The 11,619-nt window shown below is 68.4% G+C and carries 11 protein-coding genes; 8 read left to right on the top strand and 3 right to left on the bottom strand.

Annotated elements, in window-relative coordinates; genetic code table 11:
* Positions 1–48: 48 nt before the first annotated feature.
* Positions 49–1,191 carry an NADH:flavin oxidoreductase/NADH oxidase gene (locus tag EOD42_RS11695; RefSeq protein ID WP_127787695.1) on the top strand — a complete coding sequence of 381 codons (1,143 nt, stop codon included), beginning with the start codon at positions 49–51 and terminating at the stop codon, positions 1,189–1,191.
* A 2-nt stretch (positions 1,192–1,193) separates the two neighbouring features.
* Here EOD42_RS11695 and EOD42_RS26510 read toward each other — a convergent pair whose 3' ends face one another.
* Entirely contained in the window at positions 1,194–1,316 is a 123-nt protein-coding gene (locus EOD42_RS26510; RefSeq protein WP_276318141.1) for a hypothetical protein, read from the bottom strand.
* Between the two features lie 281 nt (positions 1,317–1,597).
* Here EOD42_RS26510 and typA point away from each other — a divergent pair, with 281 nt between their 5' ends.
* Entirely contained in the window at positions 1,598–3,439 is a 1,842-nt protein-coding gene (typA, locus tag EOD42_RS11690) for a translational GTPase TypA (RefSeq protein ID WP_127787694.1), read from the top strand.
* 163 nt (positions 3,440–3,602) lie between these two features.
* The gene (locus EOD42_RS11685) at positions 3,603–4,241 is read left to right on the top strand and encodes a cysteine peptidase family C39 domain-containing protein (protein WP_127787693.1); all 639 of its coding nucleotides are present in this window, start codon (positions 3,603–3,605) and stop codon (positions 4,239–4,241) included.
* An 82-nt stretch (positions 4,242–4,323) separates the two neighbouring features.
* Here the strand turns inward: EOD42_RS11685 and EOD42_RS11680 are convergent, their stop codons facing one another.
* Positions 4,324–4,635 carry a hypothetical protein gene (locus EOD42_RS11680; RefSeq protein ID WP_127787692.1) on the bottom strand — a complete coding sequence of 104 codons (312 nt, stop codon included), beginning with the start codon at positions 4,633–4,635 and terminating at the stop codon, positions 4,324–4,326.
* A gap of 291 nt (positions 4,636–4,926) precedes the next feature.
* On the opposite strand from EOD42_RS11680, the gene EOD42_RS11675 reads away from it, so the two are divergent.
* Genes EOD42_RS11675 through EOD42_RS11655 form a run of 5 tightly spaced genes read left to right on the top strand, consistent with a single transcriptional unit; the run spans position 4,927 to position 10,709 of the window.
* Positions 4,927–5,715: a VOC family protein gene (locus EOD42_RS11675; protein WP_127787691.1), complete on the top strand. Its 789-nt coding sequence runs from the start codon at positions 4,927–4,929 to the stop codon at positions 5,713–5,715.
* A gap of 5 nt (positions 5,716–5,720) precedes the next feature.
* Positions 5,721–7,313 carry an ABC transporter substrate-binding protein gene (locus EOD42_RS11670; protein ID WP_127787690.1) on the top strand — a complete coding sequence of 531 codons (1,593 nt, stop codon included), beginning with the start codon at positions 5,721–5,723 and terminating at the stop codon, positions 7,311–7,313.
* Positions 7,314–8,291 carry an ABC transporter permease gene (locus EOD42_RS11665; RefSeq protein WP_127787689.1) on the top strand — a complete coding sequence of 326 codons (978 nt, stop codon included), beginning with the start codon at positions 7,314–7,316 and terminating at the stop codon, positions 8,289–8,291.
* A gap of 1 nt (position 8,292) precedes the next feature.
* Complete coding sequence (locus EOD42_RS11660; protein ID WP_127787688.1) at positions 8,293–9,123, top strand: ABC transporter permease; 831 nt, start codon at positions 8,293–8,295, stop codon at positions 9,121–9,123.
* The gene (locus EOD42_RS11655) at positions 9,120–10,709 is read left to right on the top strand and encodes an ABC transporter ATP-binding protein (protein WP_127787687.1); all 1,590 of its coding nucleotides are present in this window, start codon (positions 9,120–9,122) and stop codon (positions 10,707–10,709) included. Before EOD42_RS11660 ends, EOD42_RS11655 begins: the two co-directional genes overlap by 4 nt.
* Here the strand turns inward: EOD42_RS11655 and EOD42_RS11650 are convergent.
* Positions 10,706–11,617, bottom strand: a complete 912-nt coding sequence (locus EOD42_RS11650) for a branched-chain amino acid transaminase (protein WP_127787686.1) — start codon at positions 11,615–11,617, stop codon at positions 10,706–10,708. The two genes, EOD42_RS11655 and EOD42_RS11650, sit on opposite strands and share 4 nt — an antisense overlap.
* Positions 11,618–11,619: the final 2 nt, after the last annotated feature.

The raw sequence follows: 11,619 nt of genomic DNA, 5'->3' as shown, positions 1-11,619 counted from the left end.
GGGCCGCCACCCAAGGCGCAAGCCACCCCATGAAAGGAAGGACACGCCATGACCCTGTTGTTCGAGCCTCTGAAGATCCGGGGCATCACCCTGCCCAACCGCATCGTCATCCCGCCCATGTGCCAGTATTCCGCCACCGACGGCTTCGCCGGGGCCTGGCATATGGTGCAGTACGGGCGCTTCGCCGTGGGCGGGGCCGGCGCGGTCATCCTGGAGGCCACGGCCGTCTCGCCCGAGGGCCGCATCACTCATGGCGACATCGGCATCTGGTCGGACGAGCATGCGGCAAGCCTGGCGCCCATCGCGGCCTTCCTGCGCAGCCAGGGCTGCGTGCCGGCCATCCAGCTCGGGCATGCGGGGCGCAAGGCCTCCATGCAGCGGCCCTGGAACGGCAACGGCCCGCTGAACGAGTCGGACTTCGCGCGCGGCGACACCCCCTGGGCGATCGTCGCCCCCAGCGCCATTCCCCAGGGTGAGGGCCACCTGATGCCGGCCGCCCTGGATGACGCGGGGCTGGCCCGGCTGCGCGAGGCCTTCGCCGAGGCGGCCCGGCGCGCGGACGCGGCGGGCTTCGACATCGTGGAGGTGCATGGCGCCCACGGCTATCTGCTGCACAGTTTCCTGTCGCCGCTGACCAACCATCGCAATGACGGCTATGGTGGCACGGCCGAGGGACGCATGCGGTTCCCGCTGGAGGTCGCACAGGCCGTCCGCGCCGCTTTCCCCGCGCATAAGCCGGTATTCTACCGCCTGTCGGTGGTGGACGGCGCGGATGGCGGAAGGCCGGAGGAGGAGAGCGTCGCCTTCGCCGCCGCGCTGAAGGCCGCGGGAATCGATGTGCTGGATTGCTCGTCCGGCGGTATCACCGGGTCATCCACGGCAGCGCGCGTCCGGCGCAGCTACGGCTTCCAGGTGCCCTTCGCCGAGCGCATCCGCCGCGAGACAGGGATGGCCACGATGGCGGTGGGGCTGATCGTGGACGCCCATCAGGCCGAGGCGGTGCTGGCCGAGGGCAAGGCGGATCTGGTGGCGATCGGGCGGGAGGCGCTGGAGAATCCGAACTGGCCGCTGCACGCCCTGGCGGCGCTGACCGGCACCCGGCACGACCAGAGGCGCTGGCCGACCCAGCATGGATGGTGGCTGGACGTGCGCGACAGCGCCCTGGAACAGCTCGGCCCCTATCGGGGCTGAGGTCAGTACATGGTCAGCGCGTGCAGAACCATAACCAGGCTGAGCAGAAGGCCGCCACCAAGGACGGCGGCCGGCAGCAGGGCGGGGGCGGCGGCGCGGGCAGCGGCGCGGGAGCGGTGGGACATCGGCTGATCTCCTGAACTGGCTGCGATACCAAAGCGCGAAACAGCCCGGGGTTGCGATCAGGATTTCTCGATGAGGGCCATCGGCCGCATCCATCGCGGGGGTGCCATGCGCTTGTCATGCCGATTACCCCTGGCCATCGCCTTCATGATTCACTATGTGGCGGCGCAGCGAAGGCGGCTACGGGCCGCCTGACATCCGCCCTCATGCCTTGGCAGTGGCCCTTTCGGGGCCCGCTGGCGCGCCCTGGGTGGCACTGCCGAGAGAAATAAGGAGCCGCGCGATGAGCGCCCAGCAGAACATCCGCAACGTGGCGATCATCGCGCACGTCGACCATGGCAAGACCACCCTCGTCGACAACCTTCTGAAGCAGGCCGGCGCCTTCCGCCCGAACCAGGCTGTCGCCGAGCGCGCCATGGACCGCAACGACCTGGAGCGTGAGCGCGGCATCACCATTCTCGCCAAGTCCACCGCCGTCGAGTGGAAGGGCGTCAAGATCAACATCGTCGACACCCCGGGCCACGCCGACTTCGGCGGCGAGGTGGAGCGCATCCTGTCCATGGTGGATGGCGCGATCGTGCTGTGCGACGCCGCCGAAGGCCCCCTGCCCCAGACCAAGTTCGTGCTGACCAAGGCGCTGGCCCGCGGCCTGAAGCCCATCGTGGTCATCAACAAGGTGGACCGCCAGGACGCCCGCGCGGACGAGGTGCACAACGAGGTGTTCGACCTGTTCGCCGCGCTGGGCGCCACCGACGAGCAGCTGGACTTCCACACCATGTTCGCCTCGGGCCGCCAGGGCTGGGCCGACCTTGAGATGGAGGGGCCCCGCAAGGACCTCTCCCCGATGTTCGACCTCATCCTGTCGCATGTGCCGCCGCCGAATGTGGATGTGGACGCGCCCTTCGCGATGAACGCGACCATCCTCGAGGCCGACAACTTCCTCGGCCGCATCCTGACCGGCCGCGTGGAGCAGGGCACCGCCAAGCTCAACATGCCGGTGAAGGTGCTGCGCCAGGACGGCAGCCAGGTGGAAGTGGGCCGCCTGACCAAGCTGATGACCTTCTCGGGCCTGGACCGCGTGCCGGTCGACGAAGTGCAGGCGGGCGACATCATCGCCATCGCCGGCCTGTCGGAAGCCACCATCCCCGACACCATCTGCTCGCCCGAAGTGTCCGCGCCGCTGGAAGCCATTCCGGTCGACCCGCCGACGCTGTCCATGACCTTCCGCATCAATGACGGCCCCCTGGGCGGCCGCGAGGGCAAGAAGGTCACGTCGCGCCAGATCCGCGACCGCCTGTTCAAGGAAACCGAAGGCAACGTCGCCATCAAGGTGACCGTGTCGACGGAAGTGGACGCCTTCGAGGTCGCCGGCCGCGGCGAACTGCAGCTGGGCGTGCTGATCGAGACGATGCGCCGTGAGGGCTTCGAGCTGACCATCGGCCGCCCCCGCGTGCTGACCCGCACCAATGAGGAGACGGGTGAGCGCGAGGAGCCGTTCGAGGAAGCCCTGGTCGACGTGGACGAGGAATTCTCGGGCGTCGTCGTGGAGAAGATGGCCCGCCGCAAGGGCATGATGCAGGACATGCGTCCCTCGGGCGGCGGCAAGGTGCGTCTGACCTTCCACATCCCGTCGCGCGGCCTGATCGGCTACCACGGCGAGTTCCTGACCGACACGCGCGGCACGGGCATGATGAACCGCCTGTTCCTCGGCTATCAGCCCTGGGCCGGCCCGATCGAGGGCCGCATCAAGGGCAGCCTGATCTCCAACGCCGACGGCGAGGCGATCCAGTACGCGCTGTTCTACCTGCAGGAGCGCGGCCAGCTGTTCGTGGAGCCGGGCGTGAAGGTCTATGAGGGCATGATCCTCGGCGAGCATTCGCGCGAGAACGACCTCGACGTGAACCCGATCAAGGAAAAGAAGCTGACCAACATCCGCGCCGCCGGCAAGGATGAGGCGCTGCTGCTGGTTCCGCCCCGCAAGATGAGCCTGGAACAGGCCATCGCCTACATCGAGGAAGACGAGCTGGTGGAGGTCACCCCCTCTGCCGTGCGTATCCGCAAGCGCTACCTCGACCCGCATGAGCGCAAGAAGCACGCTCGCCGTTCGGAAGCCGAAATGGCCTGATCCGCCGGCGGCCCGGGTGGCCGCCAAGGCTGGAAATCAGGGGCGGTTCCATTCTTCTGAATGGAGCCGCCCCTTTTTATTTGTCACTGCCTCGTGATGCGGCGCTTTGTTCTTGCTGCCGCGGACGCGCGCCCAATAGCCTCCGCGCAAACGGAGGACCGGAATGGCCGAAGGCAAGATCAAGAACTGGTTCGTCCGGTTCACGGCCTACAACACGGCGCATGTGGTGCATCAGCAGGAACAGGTGAATTCCTGCGGCATCGCCTGCATCCTGATGATCAACCTGAAGATGAAGAAGGGCCTGATGGCGGCGGGCATGGCGGCCACGGCCGCCGTCTCCGTCGTGCCCATCATCGGCGGCTTCCTGGGCGTGGATCTGGGAACCAAGGTGCTGGACTACGCGGTCAAGACGGAGCCGCAGGTCTACAAGATCTACGGCGACGTGGTGGGCACCGTCTATGACGGCACCAGCTACACCAATGCCTCCAACCACCCCGCCGTTCTGGAAAAACTCGGCTGCGGCCAGTGGGAGGCCTTCTGGGCGGGCGGGGCCGGCGTGTCGGCCGCGATCAAGGACGCCGTGGCGGCGGGCGCGCCCTGCATCGTCCATGTCACCTGGAAGGCGGGCGGCGCGCATTTCGTGGTGGTGGATGAGGTGGTGAACATCGGCGGGCTGGACTGGGCCATGGTCAATGACCCGGCTGACGGCGACATCCATGTCACCCTGCTCTCACCCGGTTCGGCGCCTTCCTATGATGCGGGGGCCGGCAATTTCTCGGGCTGGATCGTCCGCCGGAAATGAAAAGAGCCGGCCCTTTACCGGGGCCGGCTCCTTCAGGCGTCGCGCCACGGGGCATGGAACCCGTGGCGATCGCCGGTGCGGTTCAGCCGCGCAGCGCGCCGGCCGGCACGTAGACCGTGTGGTCGCGGCCGCCGACATTGCGCACCACCGGCACGATGCCGTTCAGGCCCTGCTGGACGGTGGCCTGGTCGCGATAGGCGATCACGGGGCGGCCTTCCTCATCCACGCCGGTCACCATGGCATAGCCACCGCCGACGACGTTGCTGCGGTTCACACCGCTGTAGTCGACATGCTGGCTGGCGAAATCGCCGGAAAGGCGGGGGGCTTCCTCGGCGAAGGCAGCGGTGGAGGTCATCAGGGCGGCGGTGGCGGCGGCCATCAGAAAGCGGTTCATGTGTCTGGTCTCCTTGATCTTGGGGCGGCGGTTACGCCGTCTCCGGTGAGGAGGAGATGCGCTTTGTCATCGAACTTTCCCAATAACGCCTCGGCATCGTCATCATACGCGGGGTGTATGATGCAAACAGTAACAGAACGGTCAGTCACATTGCTGCGGGGGCGCGCAGGTGACGTTCCGAGGCCGTCCGGGCGACGGGGGCCGTCATGTGGGGACGTCTCCGCGGAATCCAATATGTTGCGATGCCGCATTCTTCATGCGTAACATCCCTCAGCAGGGTGGGAGAGTGCGATGCTCGATACGTTGATCGGCCTCGACCATCTGGTCGTCGCCGTGCGTGACCTGGATGCGGCGGCTGCCGAATGGGCGGCGCTGGGCTTCACCATGTCCCCGCGCGGGCTGCACAGCGCCCATATGGGCAGCGGCAACTACACCATGATGTTCGGCGAGGACTACCTGGAGCTGCTGGGCGTGGTGAACCCGACCCCGCACAATGAGGCCCTGCGCGGCTTCCTGGCGGGGCGCGAGGGGATGGAGCGCGCCGCCTTCACCACCACCGACGCCGAGAAAGGTGCCGCCGCCCTGCGCGCCAAGGGCCTGACGGGCACCAATGGCCCCGTGCATTTCGGCCGCCCCGTGCCCCTGCCCGACGGCACCGAGACAGAGGCGCGCTTCTCCGTCTTTCACTACCCGCGCGATGAAGCGCCGGGCGGCATGCGCATCTTCGCCTGCCAGCACCACACCCGCCCCGCCGTGTGGGTGCCGCAGTTGCAGCGCCACGCCAACGGCGTGACGGGCATCAGGCGCGCCCTGGTCGCCACCGAGACGCCCGGCACCGCCGCGGCCCATCTGGCGCGGCTGATCGAGGGCAGCGTGACGCAGGACGGCGATGTCCGGGTGGTCGAGACCGGCCCGAATCGCGCCAGCATCGGCTTCGCGCCGCGCGCGATCATCGCGGCCCTGGCCCGATGTGCGGAGGCGGCCCTGCCCGTCGAGGGCGGCGCCGCCATGATCCTGTCGACCCCCACGCCCCGGCCGCCCGTCCTTGTCACAGGCACCGCCGTCATCTTCGAAGGATGATCCGCATGACTGAGTTTTCCCGCCGCGACGCGCTTCTTCTCAGCAGCGCCGGCCTGATCCCGACTGGTGCCATGGCCCAGGAAACGCCCCGCCGCGGCGGCATCCTGACCGTGCATTTCGCCACCGAGCAGCGCATCCTGAACCCGTCGCTCCAGGCCTCCACCGGCGTCTACATCGTGGGCGGCAAGATCCAGGAGGCGCTGGTCGACCTGGACGAGGCCGGCAACCCGGTGCCGGTGCTGGCCGAATCCTGGGAATCCAGCCCCGACGGCAAGACGCATATCTTCAAGCTGCGCCAGGGCGTGACCTGGCATGACGGCAAGCCCTTCACCTCCGCCGACGTGGCTTTCACCGCGATGGAGATGTGGAAGAAGATCCTCAACTACGGCACGACGCTGCAGCAGTTCCTGACCGAGGTGCAGACGCCGGATGCCCATACGGCGGTTTTCAAATACGAACGCCCGATGCCCCAGGGCCTGCTGCTGCGCGCCCTGCCGGATCTCGGCTACATCTCGCCCAAGCACATCTACGAAACCGGCGACATCCGCCAGAACCCGGCCAACACCGCGCCGGTCGGCACCGGCCCCTTCAAGTTCGTCCAGTATGAGCGCGGCCAGTTCATCATCGCGGAGCGCAACCCGAATTACTGGCGCCCGAACCTGCCCTACCTCGACCGCGTGGTGTGGCGCGTGATCGGGGACCGCGCGGCGGCGGCGGCCCAGATGGAAGCCGGGCAGATCCTGTTCAGCCCCTATTCCTCGCTCGCCATCTCCGACTTCCAGCGCCTGTCGCGCGATGCGCGGTTCGAGGTGACGACCAAGGGCAACGAGGGCAACGCCCGCACCAACACGGTGGAGTTCAACCACCGCAACCCGGTGCTGGCCGATGTGCGGGTGCGCAAGGCCATCGGCCATGCGCTGAACATCCCCTTCTTCATCGAGAATTTCCTCGGCACCTTCGCCAAGGTCGGCACGGGGCCCATCCCCTCGGTCTCCACCGCCTATTACCCGACCAGCGGCATCCCTCAGATCGGCTATGACGTGGCCCTGGCCAACCGCCTGCTGGACGAGGCCGGGCAGCGGCGCGGCGCCGGCGGCGTGCGGTTCTCCGTGCGGTTGCTGCCCGCCCCCTGGGGCGAGGACATCTCGCTGTTCGCCACCTATATCCAGCAATCGCTGCAGCAGGTGGGCATCCGGGTCGAGATCGTGCGCCTGGACGCCGCGGGCTTCCTGCGCAGCGTCTACAATGACTGGTCCTTCGACCTGGCGACCGGCTGGCACCAGTACCGCAACGACCCCGCCGTTTCGACGACCGTCTGGTATCGCTCCGGCCAGCCCAAGGGCGCGCCCTGGACGAACCAGTGGGGCTGGCAGTCCGACCAGATGGACCAGATCATCGACAACGCCGCCACCGAAGTCGATGCCGACCGCCGCCGCGCGCTCTACGCCGATTTCGTGAAGCTGGCGCAGACCGATGTGCCGATCCTGACGCCCATCGAGCAGATCTTCGTCTCGGTGTTCAACAAGCGGGTGCGCAACGCGGCCAATAATCCGCGCTGGGCGTCTTCCTCCTGGCACGACACCTGGCTCGCTTCCTGAATGCGGGTTCTGGCGCTCGCGGGGCGGCGTCTTGCCGCCTCGCTGCCGACGCTGCTGCTCATCCTGGTGGGCATGTTCCTGCTGCTGCAGCTGGCGCCGGGTGACACGGTCGATGCGCTGATGGCCCAGATGGGCGGCGGTGACGCCGCCCTGGCGCAGGAATTGCGCCGCTTCTACGGGCTGGACCTGTCGGTGGCCGAGCGGCTGGGGCGTTATCTGCTGCGCCTGGTCACGCTCGACCTCGGCTTCTCGGCCATCTACGGCAAGCCGGTCGCGACCGTGATTCTGGAGCGCCTGCCGGCCACCTTGCTGCTGATGGTGGCTGCCCTGTCCTTCGCCTTCTTCCTGGGCCTGGTGCTGGGTGTGCTGGCGGCGAGGCGGGTGAACCGCTGGCCGGACACGCTGATCTCCACCCTCGGTCTGCTGTTCTATGCCACGCCCAGCTTCTGGTTCGGGCTGATGGCCATCGTGCTGTTCAGCGTGCACCTGCAATGGTTCCCGGCGGGCGGGTTCTACGAGGTCGGCTCGGGCCTGACGGGCCTCGCGCTCACGCTCGACATCGCGATGCACCTGGTGCTGCCGACGCTCACGCTCGGGCTGATCTTCCTCGCGATCTACCTGCGGATCATGCGCGCCTCGATGCTTGAGGTATTGAGCCTGGATTTCGTGCGCACCGCCCGCGCCAAGGGGCTGACGGAAACCCGCATCGTCACGCGCCATGTGCTGCGCAACGCGATGCTGCCCATGGTCACGCTGATCGGCCTGCAGGCCGGCACCATGCTGGGCGGGTCTGTGGTGGTGGAGACGGTGTTCGCCCTGCCCGGCCTCGGCCGCCTTGCCTATGAAAGCGTGGTGCAGCGGGATCTGAACACGCTGCTGGGCATCGTCTTCGTCTCGGCGCTGCTGGTCATCGCCATCAATTTCCTGGTCGACCTGCTCTACGCGAAGCTCGACCCGCGCATCGTGTCGGGGGGCTGAGATGCGCGCGCTGAAAGCCTTTTTCCGCAGCCCGCCCGCCATCATCGGCCTGCTGCTGGTGCTGGCCGTGGTGGTGATGGGGCTGGTGGCCCCGGTGCTGTACCCGAATGACCCGCTGGGCCTGGCGGGGCGCCCGCTGCAATGGCCGGGTGCCAACCCGCGCTTTCCGCTCGGCACCGACCCATCCGGGCGCGACATCGCGGCGCAGCTGTTCCACGGGGCGCGGATCTCGCTGCTGATCGGCTTTGTCGCGACCTCGATCGCGGTGGCCATCGGCATCCTGGTCGGCGCGCTGGCGGGCTTCTACGGCGGGGTGACGGACACGGTGCTGATGCGCGTGACGGAGGCCTTCCAGACCCTACCGAACTTCCTGCTGCTGCTGGTGCTGGTCGCGGTGTTCGGCTCAACGCTTGAGGTCGTGACGGTGGCCATCGGCCTGGTGTCCTGGCCGCCGGTCGCACGGCTGACGCGGGCGGAGTTCCTGTCGCTGCGCACGCGCGAATTCGTCCATGCCGCGCGCATCCAGGGCCTGCCCGACTGGCACCTGATCTTCCGCGAGGTGCTGCCGAACGCGCTGCCGCCCGTCATCGTCTATGCCTCGGTGGTGATGGCGGTGGCGATCCTGCTCGAATCCTCCCTCGCCTTCCTGCAACTCTCGGACCCGAACGTGCCGAGCTGGGGCAACCTGATCGGCCTGGGGCGCAGCGTGCTGCGCACCGAATGGTATGTCTCGGCCATTCCGGGCGTGGCCATCCTGCTCAGCATCCTCGGCGTCTCGCTGCTCGGCCAGGGGCTGAACGACGCGCTGAACCCGAGGCTCGCCCCCCGATGACCGGCCTTCGCATCGACAATCTGGCGATCCGGCTGCCCAAGGGCGGCGACCGCACCCATGCCCTGTCGGGCATCACGCTGGCCGTGGCACCGGGTGAGATCCTGTGCGTGGTGGGCGAAAGCGGGTCCGGCAAATCCGTCACCGCCAGCGCGGTGATGGGCCTCCTGGCCCCCGGCCTCATGGTCGAGCAGGGCAGCGTCACGCTCAACGGGCAGGACCTGCTGGCGCTGACGCCCGAGCAGTGGCGCACCACGCGCGGTGAGCGCATCGCCATGGTGTTCCAGGAACCCATGACCGCGCTGAACCCGTTGATGACGGTCGGCCGGCAATTGGCCGAGATGTGGATCGTCCATCGCGGCCTGTCGCGGCGCGACGCCCTCGCCCGCGCCGAGGCCGCCCTGACCGAGGTGCAGCTGCCCGACCCCGCCGGCGCGCTGAACGCCTTCCCGCACGAACTCTCGGGCGGGCAGCGCCAGCGCGTGATGATCGCGATGGCCCTCGCGCTCGAACCCGAATTGCTGATCTGCGACGAGCCCACAACCGCGCTGGACGTGACCACCCAGGCCCAGGTGCTGACGCTGATCCGCGACCTGCAGCGCCGGCACAACACGGCGGTGATGTTCATCACCCATGATTTCGGCGTGGTTGCCGAGATCGCGGACCGGGTGGCGGTGATGCAGCTGGGCCGGCTGGTCGAGGAAGGCCCCGCCGCCCAGGTGCTGAAGGCCCCGCAGCACCCCTATACCCAGGCGCTGCTGGCCGCCGTGCCGCCGCTGAACGCGCCTGCCGCCCGCCTGGCAGGCAGCGGCGAGCCGGTGCTGGAGCTGGACGGGCTGACCAAGACCTATGCCTCACGCGGGATCTTTCGCCGCCGCAAGCCGGTGCGCGCGCTGGACGGCATTTCGGCCACGCTCCGGCGCGGGACCACGCTGGGCATCGTGGGGGAAAGCGGCTCCGGCAAATCCACGCTCGCCAGATGTGTCGTGGGGCTGATGGGCCTGGATGGCGGCGCCATCCGCATCGCGGGCCGCCCCCTGCCGCCCGACCGGCAGAAGGCGGCGCATCTGGCGCAGATGGTGTTCCAGGACCCGTATGCCTCGCTGAACCCGCGCCGCAGCGTGGGCGCGCAGGTGGCGCAGGGCCCCATCGCCGCCGGCACCCCGCGTGATGCCGCCTGGGCCGAGGCCCGGCGCCTGTTCTCCCTGGTGGGGCTCGACCCTGATTCGGTGCGCCGCTACCCGCATGAATTCAGCGGCGGGCAGCGCCAGCGCATCGGCATCGCCCGGGCGCTGGCCATGAAGCCCGAGGTACTGGTGGCCGACGAGCCCGTCTCGGCGCTGGATGTCTCGGTGCAGGCGCAGGTGCTGGCGCTGCTGCGGGAGCTTCAGGCCCAGCTAGGCCTGTCCATCCTGTTCATCACCCATGACCTGCGCGTGGCGGCGCAGCTGTGCGACGAGGTGGTGGTGATGCAGAACGGCCGCGTCGCGGAGGCGGGGCCGGTGGCGGAGGTGTTTACCAACCCCCGCCATGCCTACACGCAGAGCCTGCTCGCCGCCGTGCCGGGGCGGGCGGTGCTGGAAGGCTAGACCGCCGTCCGCCACTCCGCGTGCTCATTGGTCGTGCCGCGCACCAGGGCCTCGTATTTGGCCTGCAGCGCGCTCGCGATCGGGCCGGGCTTGCCGTCGCCCACCGGCAGGCGGTCCACGCTCGCGATCGGCACCAGCTCCTGCCCCGTGCCGCACATGAAGGCCTCGTCGGCCACATACAGCTCGGTGCGGTCGATGGTGGTTTCCTCGACCGTGTAGCCCATCTCGCGCGCCACCTGGATCACGGTGGTGCGGGTCACGCTTTCCAGGATGTCGCTGCCGCGATGCGGCGTCAGCAGGCGTCCGTCGCGGATGACGAACAGGCAGGCGCCCGGCCCCTCGCTGACCTTGCCCTGGCTGTTCAGGATCAGCGCGCCGTCATAGCCGTCGGCCTTGGCCTGCATCGAGACGAAGCGCGAGGCATGGTAGTTCGCCGCCGCCTTCACGCGGGGCGGCATGGAATTGTCGCTGATGCGCGTCCAGGACGACACGCCGAGGTTCAGCCCGCGCGAAAAGCCCGGCGAGCGCTCACGCGGGATGGCCACCACGGTCCAGCCGGTCGGTCCGCGCGTGACCTGGGTGCCCGGCCCCTCCACCAGCACCTGCAGGCGGATATACACGTCGTCGTCGGGCTCGTTCTTCGGGATCAGGTCCAGGATGCCGCGTTCCATCTCCGCCATGGTCGGCGGGTTCTCGAAGCGCATGATCTTCACGCCCTGCATGATGCGCTCCAGGTGCTCCTTCAGGCGGAACACCGAATAGGCACCCGTCTGCGGGTGGCGATAGGCGCGGATGCCCTCGAACACCGAGGCGGCATAGGTGATCGCCAGCGCGTGGGGGTGGATGCGGCCATCCTCCCACGGGATGATCCTGCCGTTCTGCACCATGAACTTCGCCTGCCAGGCCATGC

Origin of the sequence: Rhodovarius crocodyli (genome assembly GCF_004005855.1) — a bacterium.
GTDB classification, from domain to species: domain Bacteria; phylum Pseudomonadota; class Alphaproteobacteria; order Acetobacterales; family Acetobacteraceae; genus Rhodovarius; species Rhodovarius crocodyli.
This window is presented reverse-complemented; position numbering and strand designations above follow the sequence as displayed.

Coding starts and splice junctions, on each gene's coding strand:
- EOD42_RS11685 (WP_127787693.1), top strand. CDS start 3,603: ATGGCCGAAGGCAAGATCAAGAACTGGTTCGTCCGGTTCACGGCCTAC.
- EOD42_RS11665 (WP_127787689.1), top strand. CDS start 7,314: ATGCGGGTTCTGGCGCTCGCGGGGCGGCGTCTTGCCGCCTCGCTGCCG.
- EOD42_RS11670 (WP_127787690.1), top strand. CDS start 5,721: ATGACTGAGTTTTCCCGCCGCGACGCGCTTCTTCTCAGCAGCGCCGGC.
- EOD42_RS26510 (WP_276318141.1), bottom strand. CDS start 1,316: ATGTCCCACCGCTCCCGCGCCGCTGCCCGCGCCGCCGCCCCCGCCCTG.
- EOD42_RS11650 (WP_127787686.1), bottom strand. CDS start 11,617: ATGGCCTGGCAGGCGAAGTTCATGGTGCAGAACGGCAGGATCATCCCG.
- EOD42_RS11655 (WP_127787687.1), top strand. CDS start 9,120: ATGACCGGCCTTCGCATCGACAATCTGGCGATCCGGCTGCCCAAGGGC.
- EOD42_RS11695 (WP_127787695.1), top strand. CDS start 49: ATGACCCTGTTGTTCGAGCCTCTGAAGATCCGGGGCATCACCCTGCCC.
- EOD42_RS11680 (WP_127787692.1), bottom strand. CDS start 4,635: ATGAACCGCTTTCTGATGGCCGCCGCCACCGCCGCCCTGATGACCTCC.
- EOD42_RS11660 (WP_127787688.1), top strand. CDS start 8,293: ATGCGCGCGCTGAAAGCCTTTTTCCGCAGCCCGCCCGCCATCATCGGC.
- EOD42_RS11675 (WP_127787691.1), top strand. CDS start 4,927: ATGCTCGATACGTTGATCGGCCTCGACCATCTGGTCGTCGCCGTGCGT.
- typA (WP_127787694.1), top strand. CDS start 1,598: ATGAGCGCCCAGCAGAACATCCGCAACGTGGCGATCATCGCGCACGTC.